Origin of the sequence: Streptomyces sp. NPDC048650, from assembly GCF_043199095.1 — a bacterium.
In the GTDB taxonomy this organism is placed as follows: domain Bacteria; phylum Actinomycetota; class Actinomycetes; order Streptomycetales; family Streptomycetaceae; genus Streptomyces.
The window spans coordinates 271,674-287,313 of sequence record NZ_JBICVM010000004.1 but is presented as its reverse complement, the minus strand read 5'-3'; the positions used below and the strand labels follow the sequence as shown (position 1 = coordinate 287,313).

The 15,640-nt window shown below is 72.3% G+C and carries 14 protein-coding genes; 2 read left to right on the top strand and 12 right to left on the bottom strand.

The window, feature by feature from the left end; genetic code table 11:
* Positions 1 to 32: 32 nt before the first annotated feature.
* From ACGFML_RS13695 to ACGFML_RS13685, 3 genes are all read right to left on the bottom strand, one after another.
* Positions 33 to 710: a uracil-DNA glycosylase gene (locus ACGFML_RS13695; protein ID WP_393543201.1), complete on the bottom strand. Its 678-nt coding sequence runs from the start codon at positions 708 to 710 to the stop codon at positions 33 to 35.
* Between the two features lie 51 nt (positions 711 to 761).
* On the bottom strand, positions 762 to 1,847 hold the full coding sequence (locus ACGFML_RS13690; protein WP_393543200.1) for a WD40/YVTN/BNR-like repeat-containing protein: 1,086 nt from the start codon (positions 1,845 to 1,847) through the stop codon (positions 762 to 764).
* Between the two features lie 92 nt (positions 1,848 to 1,939).
* On the bottom strand, positions 1,940 to 3,037 hold the full coding sequence (locus tag ACGFML_RS13685; RefSeq protein ID WP_393543199.1) for an NADH:flavin oxidoreductase/NADH oxidase: 1,098 nt from the start codon (positions 3,035 to 3,037) through the stop codon (positions 1,940 to 1,942).
* Between the two features lie 142 nt (positions 3,038 to 3,179).
* Between ACGFML_RS13685 and ACGFML_RS13680 the strand changes: the two genes are divergently transcribed.
* On the top strand, positions 3,180 to 3,563 hold the full coding sequence (locus ACGFML_RS13680; protein WP_393543198.1) for an ArsR/SmtB family transcription factor: 384 nt from the start codon (positions 3,180 to 3,182) through the stop codon (positions 3,561 to 3,563).
* On the opposite strand, the gene ACGFML_RS13675 is transcribed toward ACGFML_RS13680, so the two are convergent.
* Positions 3,552 to 4,916 (bottom strand): FAD-dependent oxidoreductase, encoded by a 1,365-nt coding sequence (locus ACGFML_RS13675; protein WP_393543197.1) that lies wholly within the window; start codon positions 4,914 to 4,916, stop codon positions 3,552 to 3,554. The genes ACGFML_RS13680 and ACGFML_RS13675 overlap by 12 nt on opposite strands.
* A gap of 194 nt (positions 4,917 to 5,110) precedes the next feature.
* Between ACGFML_RS13675 and ACGFML_RS13670 the strand changes: the two genes are divergently transcribed.
* Positions 5,111 to 5,878, top strand: coding sequence for a DUF6214 family protein (locus ACGFML_RS13670; protein WP_393543195.1), 768 nt, complete (start codon positions 5,111 to 5,113; stop codon positions 5,876 to 5,878).
* A gap of 13 nt (positions 5,879 to 5,891) precedes the next feature.
* Here the strand turns inward: ACGFML_RS13670 and ACGFML_RS13665 are convergent, their stop codons facing one another.
* From ACGFML_RS13665 to ACGFML_RS13630, 8 genes are all read right to left on the bottom strand, one after another.
* Positions 5,892 to 6,554, bottom strand: a complete 663-nt coding sequence (locus ACGFML_RS13665; RefSeq protein WP_393543193.1) for a TetR/AcrR family transcriptional regulator — start codon at positions 6,552 to 6,554, stop codon at positions 5,892 to 5,894.
* 227 nt (positions 6,555 to 6,781) lie between these two features.
* The gene (locus ACGFML_RS13660; RefSeq protein WP_393543191.1) at positions 6,782 to 8,098 is read right to left on the bottom strand and encodes an amidohydrolase family protein; all 1,317 of its coding nucleotides are present in this window, start codon (positions 8,096 to 8,098) and stop codon (positions 6,782 to 6,784) included.
* Between the two features lie 90 nt (positions 8,099 to 8,188).
* Positions 8,189 to 9,484 carry an amidohydrolase family protein gene (locus ACGFML_RS13655; RefSeq protein WP_393543190.1) on the bottom strand — a complete coding sequence of 432 codons (1,296 nt, stop codon included), beginning with the start codon at positions 9,482 to 9,484 and terminating at the stop codon, positions 8,189 to 8,191.
* A 156-nt stretch (positions 9,485 to 9,640) separates the two neighbouring features.
* Positions 9,641 to 10,267 carry a GntR family transcriptional regulator gene (locus ACGFML_RS13650; protein ID WP_393543765.1) on the bottom strand — a complete coding sequence of 209 codons (627 nt, stop codon included), beginning with the start codon at positions 10,265 to 10,267 and terminating at the stop codon, positions 9,641 to 9,643.
* 174 nt (positions 10,268 to 10,441) lie between these two features.
* Complete coding sequence (locus ACGFML_RS13645) at positions 10,442 to 10,774, bottom strand: hypothetical protein (RefSeq protein WP_393543188.1); 333 nt, start codon at positions 10,772 to 10,774, stop codon at positions 10,442 to 10,444.
* A gap of 122 nt (positions 10,775 to 10,896) precedes the next feature.
* Positions 10,897 to 12,228, bottom strand: coding sequence for a cytochrome P450 (locus ACGFML_RS13640; protein WP_393543186.1), 1,332 nt, complete (start codon positions 12,226 to 12,228; stop codon positions 10,897 to 10,899).
* A gap of 521 nt (positions 12,229 to 12,749) precedes the next feature.
* Entirely contained in the window at positions 12,750 to 13,184 is a 435-nt protein-coding gene (locus ACGFML_RS13635) for a hypothetical protein (RefSeq protein ID WP_393543185.1), read from the bottom strand.
* Positions 13,185 to 13,545: 361 nt separating this feature from the next.
* Positions 13,546 to 15,165, bottom strand: a complete 1,620-nt coding sequence (locus tag ACGFML_RS13630) for an APC family permease (RefSeq protein WP_393543183.1) — start codon at positions 15,163 to 15,165, stop codon at positions 13,546 to 13,548.
* Positions 15,166 to 15,640: the final 475 nt, after the last annotated feature.

The window sequence follows — 15,640 nt, the reverse complement described above, 5'->3', positions numbered from 1 at the left end:
GCACACTATCGCCGGGTCTCATCCGCCCGGCATCACGGCAGCCGCCAGTCCACGGGCTGCGCCCCCTGCCGCGCCAGCAGGTCGTTCACCCGGCTGAACGGCCGCGAGCCGAAGAAGCCCCGGTCGGCGGACATGGGGGAGGGGTGGGCCGATTCGACGGACGGCAGATCGCCGAGCAGCGGCCGCAGGTTGCGCGCATCGCGGCCCCACAGCACCGACACCAGCGGCGCGCCGCGTGCGACCAGCGCGCGGATCGCCTGCTCGGTGATCGCCTCCCAGCCCTTGCCGCGGTGCGCGGCGGGCTTGCGGGGCGCCGTCGTCAGCGCTCTGTTCAGCAGCAGCACGCCCTGCTGCGTCCAGGGCGTGAGGTCGCCGTTGGAGGGCCGGGGGAGTCCGAGGTCGGAGTGCAGCTCGCGGTAGATGTTCTCCAGGCTGCCCGGCAGCGGGCGGACGTCCGGCGCCACCGAGAAGCTCAGCCCGACCGCATGCCCCGGCGTGGGGTACGGGTCCTGACCGACGATGAGCACTCGCACCTCGTCGAAGGGCTGTTGGAAGGCGCGCAGCACATTGCTGCCGGCCGGGAGGTACGTACGTCCCGCGGCGATCTCGGCCCGCAGGAAGTCGCCCATCGCGGCGATCTGTCCGGCGACGGGCTCAAGTGCCTTGGCCCAGCCCGGTTCAACGATGTCATGAAGAGGTCGTGCAGCCACGCGATCACCCTACTGGCCCCACGCCGTGCTCCTTCAATCCTTGGCCTTGGCTCATCCCACGGCGGCCGCCCGTACGCACAGCACGTCCGGCAGGTGGGAGGCGAGCTGCTGCCAGCTGTCGCCGTCGTCGGCGCTGGCGTACACCTCGCCGTTGCGGTTGCCGAAATAGACACCCGCGGGATCGGAGTCGTCGACGGACAGTGCGTCCCTGAGCACCGTGCCGTAGTGGTCCTCCTCGGGCAGCCCCGCACTCAGCGGCTGCCAGCTGCCGCCGGCGTCCGCCGTGCGGTAGACCCGGCAGCGGTGGTCGGCGGGCACCCGGTCGATGTCGGCGGTGATGGGGAAGAGGTAGGCGACATCACCGCGATGCGGATGCGCGGCCACCGCGAAGCCGAACTCGGAGGGCAGGCCGCCGCCGATGTCCTGCCAGGACGCGCCCGCGTCGTCGCTGCGGTAGACGCCCCAGTGGTTCTGCAGGTACAGCCGGTCACGGTTCACCGGGTCCGGTGCGATCTTGTGGACGCACTGGCCGAACGCGGGGTGCTGGTCCGGCAGGAAGACCGCTTTGACGCCGGTGTTCGACGGCGCCCAGCTCGCACCGCCGTCAAGGGTGCGGAACACCCCGGCCGTCGAGACCGCGACCGTCACCGCGGAGGGGTCCCGCGGGTCGGTGACCACCGTGTGCACGGCCAGCCCGCCGCCGCCCGGCACCCATCTTTCCCGGCTCGGGTGGTCCCACAGCGGCCGCACCAGCTCGAACGTCTCGCCGCCGTCCGCCGACCGGAACAGCCCGCCCGGCTCGGTGCCCGCGTACACCACGTCCGGCGCGGCCGGGCCGGCCGGATGCAGCTGCCACACCCGCTCCAGCGAAGCTCCGGTGTCCGGTGGGTACTTGACCGCCGCGCGGGCGGGCTCGTGCCAGCTGGCGCCCATGTCGTCGGAGTGGAAGACCGACGGGCCCCAGTGCGCGCTGTCGGCGCCGGCCAGCAACCTGGGTGTGCTGCGGCGGGTGTCGATCGCGAGGGAGTACACCGCCTGCGCGGCGAACTGCGGGCCGCTGAGCTCCCATCTACCGCGGCGCCGCCGGCCGAGAAAGAGGCCCTTGCGCGTCCCCACCGCGAGCAGTACGTCAGACATGCCCCAACACCTCCGAAACGCCGTTGTCCCAGGTGATGGTCAGTCTGCACCCGACCACTGACAACGGCGTCCCGGAAAGACGCCGGTGCAGGTCACACGGCCCGGTGGTACTGCTGCGGGGCGGCCACCTCGCCGCCCAGCTCCACGGCCGCGTGGCGGACGAAGGACGGGTTGCGCAGCAGCTCGCGGCCGAGCAGCACCACGTCCGCCTGACCGTCGGCGACGATCTTCTCGGCCTGCCGTGCCTCGGTGATCAGGCCCACGGCGCCGACCGGCAGGGCGGTCTCCCGCTTCACCCGCTCCGCGAACGGCACCTGATAGCCCGGCCCGGTGGCGATGCGGGCCCGCGGGGCGTTGCCGCCCGTGGAGGCGTCCAGCAGGTCGACGCCGTGCGCCAGCAGGTCGGCGGCGAAGCGCACCGTGTCGTCGGCGGTCCAGCCCTCGCGCTCGTCGTCCTCGTTCTCGGTCAGCCAGTCGGTCGCCGAGATGCGGAAGAACACGGGCAGGTCCTCGGGCCACACGGCGCGCACCGCGTCCACGACCTCCAGGGCGAAGCGGGTCCGGTTCTCGTACGAGCCGCCGTACCCGTCGGTCCGGTGGTTGGTGTGCGGCGAGAGGAACTGGCCTATGAGGTAGCCGTGCGCACCGTGCACCTCGGCGACCTGGAAGCCGGCGTCCAGCGCCCGTCGTGCGCCGTCCGCGAACTGCCCGACGATCTCCCGGATGCGCCCGGTGCTCAGCTCGTCGGGGGCCGGGTGGCCTTCGTCGTACGGCAGCGCGCTCGGCGCGAGAGTGGTCCAGCCGCCCGCTTCGGCCGTCAGCGGGCCGCCGCCGCGCCAGGTGGTGTCGGTCGACGCCTTGCGGCCGGCGTGCGCGAGCTGGATCCCGGGGACGGTGCCCTGTTCCTTGAGGAAGGTGGTGATCCGGCGCAGCGCCGTCACCTGGTGGTCGTTCCAGATCCCGAGGTCGTGCGGGCTGATCCGGCCCTCCGGGCTGACGGCGGTGGCCTCGGTAAGGATCAGGCCGGTGCCGCCGGCCGCCCGCGCCGCGTAGTGGGCGAAGTGCCAGTCGTTCGCGGTGCCCGTGTCGGGGCCGGTGGCCGCCGCGGAGTACTGGCACATCGGCGCCATCCAGAGGCGGTTGGCGATGGTCAGGGACCGCAGGGTGATGGGCTGGAACAGCGTGCTCACGGCAATCTCCGGGGGGTCGGTTCGCGAGTGCTTCGGCGTGATGGCGTTCGTACGATACTCGTCGTACTACGGCGGATGTCAAACTACGATGGGTCTCGTACAATGAGGCGTCCGCCGACCGATCCGCACTCCAGGAGCCGTCATGACGACCGATACGACGCCCAAGGGCGCCCCGTCCGGCTCCCGGTCGCTGGTGCACCCGCCCGGCGCGGACATCCGGCTCGCCGACGTCCTGCACGCCCTCGCCGACCCGGTGCGGCTGCGGATCGTGTGCGCGCTGGCCGCCGCCGAGGGCGAGCTGAACTGCGCCGACTTCGAGCTCCCGGTCAGCAAGTCGACCTGCACGCACCACTTCCGGGTGCTGCGCGAACACGGCGTCATCCAGCAGACCTACCGGGGCACCGCCAAGATGAACGGGCTGCGCCGCGCCGACCTCGACGCACTCTTCCCCGGCCTGCTGGACGGCGTGCTGCGCGCGGCGGAGCGCCAGGAGCGGCGCCTCGCCCCCGCCGGTTCAGCCGGTTGACCCCGCCGCGTCCAACAGCCCTTCCCAGTCCGGGAGTTTGACCGTCCGGCGCCCCAGTCGGTGGCCCCGGTCCGCCTCCGCGGCCTCGATGGCCAGCCATCCCGTCCAGGGGACGGGCGTCCGGCCCGTCGCCCGTCGCAGCGCCGCCACCGGGTCGTCCACCGTCTCGCGCCCGGCCAGCACGGCGGCGTCCGCGAGCAGGGACGCCGCGGTCTCCTTCGCGCACGGCCGGTTGGTGCCGATCACCCCGGTGGGGCCGCGCTTGATCCAGCCCGCGACGTAGACCCCGGGGTACGGTTTCCCCTCCCGCAGCACCCGCCCCGCCAGATGCGGCACCGTCCCGCGCGCCTCGTCGAACGGCAGACCCGCCTGCGGCCTGCCCCGGTACCCGACCGACCGCAGCACCAACTGCCCCTCGATCTCCTCGTGTTCCCCGGTGCCGACCACCCCGCCGAGCCCGTCCGGGGCCGTCCGCTCGAACCGGACCGCGCGCACCCCGCCGGCGGCGTCCCCCGTCAGCTCGACGGGACGCAGGAAGAACCGCAGATGAATCCGCCGCGTCGGGCCGGAGCCCGCCGCCTTGGCCACCGGTCGCTCGGCCCAGCCGCGCAGGACCTCGACGTTCCGTCGTGCCACGGCCGGCAGCCCGCCCGGATCGCCGTAGCCGGGATCCAGCGCCAGCTCCTCGGGCCGGACGACCACTTCGGTGCCCGGCAGCGAGCCCAGCTCCCGCAGCTCCTTGGTGGTGAACTTGGCCTGCGACGGGCCGCGTCGGCCCACCATCCAGACGTCCTCGACGAGGCTGTCGGCGAGCGCGCCGAGCGGCCCCTGGGGCATGTCGGTGACGGCGAGCTCCGCCGCGCCGCGGGCCAGGATCCGGGCCACGTCGACGGCCACATTGCCCACCCCGATCACGACCGCGGAGCGGGCCAGGGCGAACCGGGCGGCCGCGGCGTCCGGGTGCGCGCTGTACCAGGCGACGAAGTCGGTCGCGGAATGACTGCCGGGAAGGTCCTCGCCGGGGATGCCGAGGTGACGGTCGGTGGCGGCCCCCACGCAGAACACCACCGCATGGAAGATCGTGTGCAGCTCCCGCAGTCCCAGCCCCGGCGTGCCCACCTCGACGTTCCCCAGGAAGTGCACCCGGGGGTGCTCCAGCACGGTACGCAGAGTGCCCTGCAGCGACTTGATCTTCTCGTGGTCCGGCGCGACGCCGTAGCGGACCAGGCCGTACGGGCACGGCAGCCGGTCCAGGACGTACACCTCGACGTCCGGCACGGACTGCTGCTCGATGAGGGATTGCGCGGTGTACACACCGCTCGGTCCCGATCCGATGACTGCGACTCGAAGCACGGGTGGCCCCTTCCGCGGAGTACCCCCAGGATGGCACCGGCGGGCCCGCGGCGGGAGATGAGCTATCGGGGTTGCTCCCGGTGCGATGAGCGTGCCGCGCCACTGGGGGTGGTGAACAGGAAGCTACGTTTTTCCCTGTGTCGGAAAGCGACTTTTATACCTTTCACAGCCGATATAACGCTCAGGGCGCGGCCGTGGAGTGGCCCGCCTGGGAGCTTCAGGGGTACGGCACGGCGGCACCCGCTCCCGAGCCCCTCGCTCCCGACGTCCCGGACACCGTGCTGGGGCTCGGAACCACGCCGCGGCTCGATCCGCTGGGCCCCTGGTTCAGCGCCCGGCTCTCCTTCGCCGACGGCGCCCGGATCGATGTCCTGGTGGCGGTCTCGGACGACGGGCTCAGCGTCGAGGACGTGCGGGCCGACCCGCCCCTGACGCTCGACGGGCTCGCCACGCTGGCGCGCTGGATCGACGGGCCGCTGGACGACGCCTGCCGACAGGCCACCGGTCGGCCTCGGGCGGGCCGTCCGGCGCCGGAGTCGACGTCGGAGCCGGCTCCGGCGCCGGGAGAGGGATGCGGCCGGGCCGCCACCGGGCCGGCCGGAGTGGCGGCCCCGGCGGCGGAGGTCGTCCACGGTGACGGCGTCCTCTGCGCCCCGGCAGTCCGCCGCGGGGACGGTTCCCGTGCGGCCGTCCCTCCGGGCGTCCCCGCCGCCGCCGTGTACGACCGCGCCACCGGCTCCGGCGCGGCCCCGGCGGCGGCCCCGCCCGACACCTTGACCCGTTCGCGTGCCAGTGAGCGCCGCAAGCGCGCCGCCGATGCCTACCGGGCGGCCCAGGAGAAGGGCCAGGATCCGGTACGGGCCGTCATGAACGCCACCGGGCGCAACCGACGCCGGTCGCTGCGCCTGATCGCCGGCGCCCGCGACGAAGGGTTCCTGGCGCCCCGCCACAACAAGCGCTGACGACGCCCTCGGGTCACGCCCCCACCGTCGACGGCTCCACCGGCCCCCGGTCCGCGCCCCCGCCCGGTGGCCGCTCCTGCGGCGGCACTCCCAGCCGCCACGGCAGCTCGTACCGCTGGAACAGCTCGGCGCGCATCAGGGCCAGCGAGGTCGGCGCCCCCGGCAGCAGCATCGGCACCACCGACCCCATCAACTGCGCCCGCAGCAGGGGGTAGTCGGCGTCGGGGTCCGGCGATCCGTACGCCGCGACCACCCCGTGCAGCAGGTGCGCCAGCCGTTGCTGCTCCGGGCACTGGATGAACCCCTCGGCCATCAGGATCCCGGCCATATGGGTCCGCATCAGCAGCGGGTGGTCGTGCGCCAGTCCGAGGACGGCATCGATGGCCCGGGCCAGCAGTTCGCGTCCCGCGTCCGGACCGCACGGCACCGGCTCATGTTCCAGCGCCGCCTGAAGGGTCAGATGCATCAGCCGGTGCACGGCCGACTGCAGCAGCTGACGCTTGCCGGGGAAGTAGTACGAGACCAGGCCGCGGGCCGCGCCCGCACGCTGCGCGATGTCGCCGAGCGTCGTGGCCTCGAAGCCGCGCTCGCCGACCAGCTCGACGGTCGCCTGGAGCAGCCGCTCGCGGGAGCGCTGCCGCAACGCTTCATTGACCGACGCGCTCCGGGGGGACATGCTGTACTCCTGCGTTGACTGGCTGGGAGCCAGTATACTCGGCAGGCGCCGGACAACTGCCGCTCAGGGCGGTGAATCCGGGCAAGCCGCCTGATTCGGGCGACGCGGGGGATCGTCCGAATCGGGCGAAGACGCAGGTGGGATGGCGGTGTGACCTGCGTCTCTGCGGTTCACGCCGCCATCCCTTTCCCCGAGGGTGACCTCCGGCCTGATCCAAACGACAGACCCTAGATCGCCGGCTCTCCGTTCCGGGCCACGACGCGGCCGCCGTGGACGACCATGTCCCGTGGTGGTGTGTCCACCACGATCTGCGGCAGGCACTCGCCGCGTACGAGGATGAAGTCGGCGGGGGAGCCGGGCGTGAAGTCCACCTGGGGAAGGTCCAGGACGTCCGCGCCGTCGTGGGCGCCGACGCGGTAGCAGTCGGCCAGTTCCTCATCAAGGCGGACGTCGGTGACCCAGCCCAGCAGATGCGTCCGGTGCAGCATGTCCGCATTGCCGAAGGGGCTCCACGCGTCGCGTACCCCGTCGGTGCCGAGGCCGACGCGTACGCCGTGCTCGCGCAGTCGCGCGATCGGCAGAACGAGCGAGTCGGACGGCGCCACCGTCGTCAACGAGATGTCCAGCTTCCCCAGGTCCTCCGCGATCGCGCCGAGTTCGCGGTCACCGAGGGCCGGCAGGCAGAAGACGTGGCTGACGGTCACTTTCCCCTGCAGGGACAGTGCTCGGGTGCGGTCGATGATGGCGCGCAGCGCCGTGGTTCCCGCCTTGCCCCGGTCGTGCAGGTGGATGTCGACGCCCACTCCGTGGCGGTCCGCGAGGCCGAAGACCAGGTCGAGCTGTTCGTCGAGGGCGTGGTCGAACCCGATCGGGTCGATTCCGCCGATCATGTCGACCTTGCCGGTGCGCGCGGCTTCCTCCAGCAGCTCCGCGGTGCCGGGAGCGCGGAGGACGCCGTGCTGCGGGAACGCCACGATCTGGACGTCGAGCGCGTGCCGCAGCCGCTCGCGGGCCCTGCCCACACCCTCGACGCAGGCGAGGTCGTAGGCCGGGGCCACATCGGCGTGGGCGCGCATCGCGCGGGTGCCGCGGGTGACGGCGTGGGCCATCAGGCCGTGGGCGCGCTCCGCGACGGAGCGGTGCTGGCTGCGGAAGAGCTCGGCGTCCTGCTCGGCGTAGTCGGCGATGCCCTCCGCGGGCTTGCGCGACACCCATGAGCCGCCCCACGTCGTCTTGTCGGGGTGGATGTGCGCGTTCACGAGCGCCGGGAGCGCGATACGGCCGCCGCCGTCGACGACATCGGCGCCGGGCGGGGCCGGGCGGTGGGTGAACCGACCGTCGACGACCGTGAGGTCCACGGGCGACTTGGCGCCGTACGGGCGGACGTTGCGGAAGACCACGGCGTGGGCGGACCGGTCGCCGTGTCCGTGGGCGCGGGTACCGGGCTCCGCCCGGACCGGTGCGGCCGCGGTGGTCAGGGCGGCCGCGGTGCCGGCGAGCACGCTGCGCCGGGACGCCCCGCGAGAGGTGGAGGACGACCGCATACAGGCTCCTTTGAACGTGGGGGAGGGGGAGAGGGAGGGGAAGAGCAGCGGGGCCGGTGTCGGCGGCCGGCAGGGGTGCCGCCGGTACGGTCAGACCGGGATGCCGGAGCGCACGACGCGTACCGGCTTCTTCAGCACCGACACGTCCGCCAGCGGATCCCCGTCCACGACGAGGGCGTCGCCCGCGTACCCGCGCACCAGGCGGCCGACCCGCGTGTCCAGTCCGAGCAGCCGCGCCGCCTGCGTCGTGGCCGTGCGGATCGCGTCCAGTGCCGGCAGGCCGGCCGCCCGCATCAGTTCCACCTCGCGGCCGATCCGCTCGACCGTCCCGCCCGAGGAGTCCGTGCCCGCCGCGAGCGGCACGCCCAGCTCGTGGGCCGCGCGGACCGCACGCTCGAGCACCGGCAGATAGGTACGGCCGCGCTCGGCCAGCACCGGGTCGGGCGAATCGACCAGGCCGGCGATCGCGGTGAGCGTGGGGGTGAAGTACGTGTCCCTGCGCCGCATTTCGTGCAGGGTGCGCTCGCCGACGAACACCCCGTGCTCCAGGGAGCGGATGCCGGCCGTGACGGCGTCGTGGCAGCCCTTCTCGCTGTAGCTGTGGCACAGCACGCCCTTGCCGCGGCGCCGTGCGGCGGCCACGATCTCGGACAGCTGCTCGTACGAGTACACCTGCACGAGCGGGTCCTGCTCGGGCAGTCCCGCGCGCTCGTTGACGCGCGTCTTGATGACGTCGGCGCCCCGTTCGACGTTCACCTCGACCACTCGGCGCAGCGCCTCGGGGGAGCGCACACCGCCCCGGAGGCGGGCCAGCGGGGTGAGATCCGGATCGGCCAGCACGGTGTCACCCAGGTCGGGTGTGACGAACACGCCCGCGGCCTTCAGTCGAGGTGCTCGCGCCGGGACCTGACGGGCCAACTCCCTTATGGCGATGTCCTGGTAGAAGTTGGTCGAACCGCTGCGGACCGTGGTGGCGCCTCCGCGAACCGCGTCGCGGGCCTCGGCGACGGTGCTGAGGTGGATGTGGGCGTCGATCAGACCGGGCAGGATCCACTTCCCGTGTGCGTCCAGCACCTGCACGCCCTCGAGTATGTCCACCTCTCCCCGAGTGCCGGCCGCGCGCACCCTCCCGCCCTCGATGACGACGACCGCGTCCTCGGTGACGTCCCCGCTCGCCGGGTCGAGCAGCGTGCCACCCCGGAGGACGAGGTCGCCTCCGCGGGGCGCGTTGATCCGGCGCTCGGCGGTGTGCCGCGCGTCAGCGGCGGCGGGAGCGGCGACGGCCGTGCCGCCCGCGCCTGCGGTGCCCGCCAGCGCAGCGGCACCCGCGAGAACACCCCGGCGGGTCAGCTTGCGGGAGGGCGGCGGTACGGCGTCGACACACATGGCGGGCTCCTCGGAGGGGAGGGGTTCGGGGGTAGGCAGTTTTGTATACCAAATTGCTTGGGGGTGGCAAGGGTCGCGGAACGGCGAGGCCACTCTTCAGGGAATTCGGCGGCGGACCTGGTCGCCGTCATCGAGATTGGTATACAAAAGAGCCGGTCAGTTGTCCCCGAACAAGGAACGCAGCGCCACGGTCCTGCTGTCTCGCACGTGCAGCAGGGTGACGGCAGCCGCGGCCTCCCCGTCGCCCGCCGCGATGCGGCGGAACATCTCCGTGTGCTGGGCCCGCATGTGCTCTGGCTCCTCGCGCAGTCCGAACAGAAGCTGGAGCTGCCAGCTCAGCTGCTCCAGCGTGCGGGCGAGGAGCGGATTGCCCGACAGCGCCACGACGCCCTCGTGGAACGCCGTGTGCGCCGCCACCTCCAGCGCGTCCTGGTCGGCCGCGGCCGCCCGTTCGGCCTGGCCGAGAGTCGCCTCCAGGGCCGCGAGACGCTCGGGATCACCGGCCGCGGCCCGCGCCGCCAGCCGGGATGCCTGGACCGCGAGCGGTTCCCACACCTCGTAGAGATGCTCCACATCGGCTCGCGCCAGCGTGCGCACCCGCACCCCGCTGTTGGGCAGCAGTTCCAGCAGGCCCTCGGCGACCAGCGAGCGCAGTGCCTCGCGTACGGGTACGCGGGACATGCCGAGCTCCTCGGCCACCTCGCGCTCGACGAGGCGGACGCCCTGCAGGTAGCGGCGGTCGACGATGCGCTGCCGCACGGCAGCCCGCGCCCGCGCGCTCATCGAGGCGGACCCGCGGGCGGCGGCGCCCTCCTTGCCGGCCGCACCGGCCGTTGCCCTGTCCGCCACCTCTACCGTCCTCCGCTCGGCATGCCTCCGGCGAGGATATGTCCACCACGGCACCCGCCGGACCCGCGGCCGGGCGGTGCCGAGGGCCGGCCGCGGCTCGGCACGGGGTCAGCGGCCGTCGGTCCGGGGAGCGGCGAACCGGGCGTGGTCGGCCCTCCCGGCGGGGAGAGGGGCGATGAGGCCGGCGCAGCGGGGCTGTGCGGCCAGGCGAGGGGGGCGAGCGGCGAGATGGTGAGGGGAGAAGGGGCCGTTGCCGGTGACGGTGTAGCAGTGGCCGATCTCCGGGCTGTCCACGCGGGTCTTCTTTCCGGTGGGCGTGGTGTGGAGCAACGTGCCGAGGTCACCGGCCTGACCGGCACCGGCCGACAGGAGGACGCCGGCCACCGCACCGGTCACCACGGCAAGGGCGGCCAGAGCGCGGCTGCGAAGACGGGAAAACACAGGTATCTCCAGGGTTGGTCGGATGTCGACCGGTTCAACGACGCAGCCGTTCCCAGGTGACTCGGCCACCCCACCCGCTCGTCCGCACACGCCGCCGCGACCGGCCGGCCCCGCGGCCCGTTTCAGGTGAGTGGTGTGCCCAGGGTTGCGGGAGTGGAGCCATCGGGGCGGACGACGATGCCGTACGCCGCCTTCTCGGGGATGTCGTGGAACGACGGGGTGTGGGCCGGCAGGAGATGTTCGAGCAGAACGGTCGCTTCGCGCAGCGCGAATTGCAGGCCGAGGCAGGCGCGGGGGCCGATGCCGAAGGGCAGATACGCCCCTTGGTGGGCGGGGCGGCCGTCCTCGCTGGTGAATCGCCCAGGGGAGAAGGACTCGGGGTCCGGCCACAGATGGGGATCGCGGTGCGTGAGGTAGGGGCAGACCAGGACGTCGGTGCCCGCCTCGACGGAGTAGCCGGCGAGGATGTCGTCCTCGGCGGCGTGGCGGGGCAGGAGCCAGGCCGACGGGTAGAGCCGGAGCGTCTCGTGGACCAGGGCCTGGATGGCCCGGCGGCGTTGCGTCGAGCCCTCGCCGCCGGCGGCGAGGGCCTCCTCCCGGGCGGCGGGGTGGTCGTCGAGGAGCAGATAGAGCCAGGTCAGGGTGGTGGCGGTGGTTTCGTGTCCGGCGACCAGAAGGGTGGTCAGCTCGTCGCGGATCAGCCGGTCGGTGTACTCGGCGCGTGTGGTGGCGGCGTCGACCAGGACGTGCAGGAGGCCCGGGCCGTGGGGGCCGGCCGCCCCGCCGCGGGCGGCGTCGATGGCGTGCCGGGCGACGGCGTCGATCCGCGCGAGGTCGCCGGCGACGGCGTCCCGGGCGTCGGAGACCTCGGCCGGCAGAGTGGGGAGGGCCGCTACGACGGCTGCCACGGAGGCCAGTTCGCGTTCGGTCCCCTCATCGAGCGGGTGCCCGGTCAGGGAGCGCCAGATGGTGTCCAGGGCGAAACGGTGCATCTCGCGCCCGACGTCGAAGGTCTCCCCGGTGCGGGCGTACTCGGACCAGCGCCCGGCGGTGGTCCCTGCGGCCTCGGCGATCCGCTGTTCGTAGCGCCGCATCCCCACTCCGGTGAACTGGGCTTGCAGCAGGCGGCGTTGGCGCTTCCATGCGGCGCCGGTGGCGGACAGGACGCCGTCCCCGATGAGCAGGCGGGCACGGTGCGAGCGCTTGACGTACCGGTCCGGTTGCCGGGCGAGTACGTGGTGGACCGCCTGCGGGTCGGTGACGAGGACGGTGGGACGCGACCCGAGGTCGAACGTGGCGACGCCGCCGGTCCGTTCGCGCACCTGAGCCAGCAGGTCGACCAGTTCACCCCCGCCGGAACGCCATCGTTCCACCAGCGCGGGCTCGGCTCGGGGGACCGGCCGCCCCGTTCCGGGGACGTCCGGGAGGGGACCGACGCTCGCTTCGGTGGCCACAGTTCGCTCCTGGTCAACTGCTGGGGTCGGCTCCTGATGGAGTGCGGGCAGTACGTACTGTACGAGAGCGGGCACAGCCGGTGACAGGTCGTCTCCACGGGCGGGTGGCGGTCCCTGAGTCGTCGGCGGGCGACCGAGGCGATCGGTGCGGAGCGTCCGAGGGGGCAGAAGCCAAGCAGGATCCGAGCCAAGCAGGATCCGTGTGCCCTCGGTGGGTTCCGGCCGCCCCGCCCGACACCGGCGGGGCGCCGAGGCGGCCGGCTGACGGGAATGCGAGCGGCCGTCAGACGTGGCGACGGCACCGCCTCAGGCGACGGCGCCGCGGGTACCCCACGTGCTGAGCGTTTCCTCTCCCGTGCCGGCACTTTGCTGGATCTCAAGCCACTCGTACCGCTATGGCCTGCGTACGCGTCCAGGATTCGGCCGGTGCGGGAGAGGGTCCGTACGTGGACGGCGAGGGCGGGCGCCACGAGGTGGCGCCGCGCCCTCGGCCCTCCCGCGGGACCCGGTCCGCAGCGGCCTCAGTCGGCGGCGGTGAGCCGCGACGGGGTGCACAGTGCCCAGATGATGAAGACGTCGATGGCGATGACGACGATGGCCCACAGCGGGAAATGCGGCAGCCAGATGAAGTTGGCGATCATGCTCAGGCCGGCCAGTGTGATGCCGACGACGCGGGCCCAGGTGGCTCCGGTGAACAGCGCGGCTCCGGCGAGCGCCACCAGGATGCCGAGGATGAGATGCAACCAGCCCCAGCCCGTCAGATTGAACTGGTAGACGTAGTTGGGCGTGGTGACGAAGACGTTGTCCGTGGCGATGGCGGAAATTCCTTCGAATATCGCCATGATGCCGCCGAAAATCATCAGGACCGCGGCGAACACGGTCCACCCCGAAGCAGCGGTGCTTTCGCCGTTGCGGTGGGTGTGGCCGATGTGGGTTTCCCCGGGGTGAGTGGCCATGTCGGGCTCCCTTTCGCGAGAGTTGCCGCGGGCCGAGTCAGCCGACTCGCGGCCTCCAGGACCAGACTGACACGCCGGGTACGCGTCAGCATCCGAGACGGCATCGCGCCAGGCCAGCGCGGCAGACGGGATATGACCCGGATATGGCACGGGGCATGCGCGGACGGCCCGGATGGCTTGGCGACCGGAATTCCGATGGAGTGTTCCCGGCGGGTGCGCCCCGCCGACGATTGCGGCTGCAGGAGCCGTGCCGGAATGCGGTGCCGAGGGCGCACCGTGGCGGATGACGCATTGATGGATTGACGGATTAATGGATTGACGAATTGAGACGGATCGCCTCGACGAACCGATGGGTGGGGCGTCAACTGCGCTTTCCGCGTCGACCGCCGTGCCCGTCGTCCTTGCCGTGCCCGTCGTCCCTGCCGTGCCCGGCATGGGACGACACCGCGATGATCTCCTTTCGGAAGAACGCGGGGCTGATCACCCGGTACACCAGCATCAGCACGGCGCCGAGAATCAGCGAGCCGATGCCGGTGACGAAGACGCCGCCCAACTGCCAGTGCGGCGGGAACGGCAGGGTCCAGGAGGTGCTGCCGTAGTCGGGGGCCGCGTACACCAGGCAGGCGTCGACGAAGAAGTAGAGCAGCAGCACGCCGCCCACGCCGGGCATGATGCCCTTGGTCCACAGGGCGCGGGGGCTGAGCCGCAGCACCTTGCGGAAGTACCAGACGCAGGCGAAGCCGGTGAGCCCGTAGTAGAAGGCGATCATCAGGCCGACCGATCCGATGGAGTCGGCCAGCAGGTTCTCGCTCACCCGGGACAGCAGGACGAAGAAGACGATGGACGCCAGGCCCATGCCGACGGTGGACCAGGTCGGCGTCAGGAAGCGGGGGTGGACACGGGCGAACTTCGCCGGCAGGGCCTTGAACGTGGCCATCGAGAGCGTGGTGCGGGCGGTGGGCAGGATCGTGGTCTGGGTGGAGGCCGCCGCCGAGGTCAGCACCATCAGGATCAGCAGTTTGGTCAGCGTCTGGCCGAAGGCGCCGCTGCCGAAGACCTCGTCGCCGAGGTGGGACAGCACATCCGCGGAATTCTCCGGATTGGCCAGCCCGTTGCCGTGGCTCCCCACGCCGGCGAAGCTCTGTGCGGACGTCGTGACCAGGAGATACACCAGGAGCAGTATGACGGTGGCGATGACCGCGGCGCGCCCCGGCGTGCGATTGCGGTCCGCGGTCTCCTCGTTGACCGAAACGCAGGTGTCCCAGCCCCAGTAGATGAAGACCGTGGTCAAAATGCTCGTTGCGAAGGCGTCGACCGAGGCGATCCGGGTGGGGTCGAACCACGACCAGGAGATGTGCAGGGACGTGGCGGGCGCCGAGCCCGAGTAGACCTTCACCAGGGCCGTCACCGCGAGCACCAGCAGCATCACGATCTCGACGGTCAGCAGCACCTTCTGCAGGTTGGCCGAGACCTCGATGCCGATGTAGCAGATCCAGGTCATCAGGACGATCCACACCACCCCGGCCACGGTGGTCCACAAGGCGTTGTGCGCCAGCCCCTGGGCGCCGACGAGCTGGAATCCGTACTGGCCGGCGATCTGTGCCAGGTTCGCCATGACGATGATGTCCGCGGCGACGATGCCCCAGCCGCCCAGCCAGCCCGTGTGCGGCCCGAACGCGCGTGAGGCCCAGGTGAACGTCGTGCCGCAGTCCGGGTCGACCTCGTTGAGCTCCTTGTAGCCGTAGGCGATCAGGAACATGGGGATGAACGCGAGGACGATGATGATCGGGGACTGGACGCCCGCGACGGCGGCGATGACGCCGAGGGTGGCGGCCAGGCTGTAGGCGGGCGCGGTCGATGCCAGTCCGATGACGGTGCTGGCGAACAGCCCCAGTGCGCCGCCCTTGAGGCCCTTGTCCGTGGCGGCCGGGAGCGGTCCGCCGGAAGGGCCCTCCGGGGGCGGGTCAGCAGACGACGTCATGGTCTCCTCCGCTCGCTGGACAAGCGGCACGTCGATACGGGCGGCACGTCGAAACTAGCGGCGCGTCCGCCAAATTCTCCTCCCTTCGAAAACGGCTTTCAACACGAGCGGGTCCGCGCCGCGGCAGCCGGCGCCGCCGGTGAGGACGTACGGGGACGGGCCCCGGGAGTGGCGTACCAGGGGGAACGGGGGCCCGGGGCGCATCCGGTGCAGCGGCATCCGGTGCACGGCGTCCGGCGACGGTGTGCGGTGCGGCCGCGTGACGGTGCACGGCGGTGCTCGGCGGGCCCGCGAGAGGCGCGAGTCGGTGGCGCCGGCGCCAACTGCCGTACATCGCGGGGGAGTCCGGCCCCTGCGGTGGCGCGGTGCGGACCGATGCCGGGTCCACTGGACCTCTTGACCGCACACCATGGACGAGTAAAGTCTAGACCAATTGGAACGTCGGTCGGTTGTCGGCCCGCCGTCGGCCAAGGAA

Excerpts from the sequence above, each read along its gene's own strand:
- ACGFML_RS13690 (WP_393543200.1), bottom strand. The coding sequence starts at position 1,847 with ATGTCTGACGTACTGCTCGCGGTGGGGACGCGCAAGGGCCTCTTTCTC.
- ACGFML_RS13680 (WP_393543198.1), top strand. The coding sequence starts at position 3,180 with ATGACGACCGATACGACGCCCAAGGGCGCCCCGTCCGGCTCCCGGTCG.
- ACGFML_RS13655 (WP_393543190.1), bottom strand. The coding sequence starts at position 9,484 with ATGTGTGTCGACGCCGTACCGCCGCCCTCCCGCAAGCTGACCCGCCGG.
- ACGFML_RS13650 (WP_393543765.1), bottom strand. The coding sequence starts at position 10,267 with ATGAGCGCGCGGGCGCGGGCTGCCGTGCGGCAGCGCATCGTCGACCGC.
- ACGFML_RS13665 (WP_393543193.1), bottom strand. The coding sequence starts at position 6,554 with ATGTCCCCCCGGAGCGCGTCGGTCAATGAAGCGTTGCGGCAGCGCTCC.
- ACGFML_RS13635 (WP_393543185.1), bottom strand. The coding sequence starts at position 13,184 with ATGGCCACTCACCCCGGGGAAACCCACATCGGCCACACCCACCGCAAC.
- ACGFML_RS13660 (WP_393543191.1), bottom strand. The coding sequence starts at position 8,098 with ATGCGGTCGTCCTCCACCTCTCGCGGGGCGTCCCGGCGCAGCGTGCTC.
- ACGFML_RS13630 (WP_393543183.1), bottom strand. The coding sequence starts at position 15,165 with ATGACGTCGTCTGCTGACCCGCCCCCGGAGGGCCCTTCCGGCGGACCG.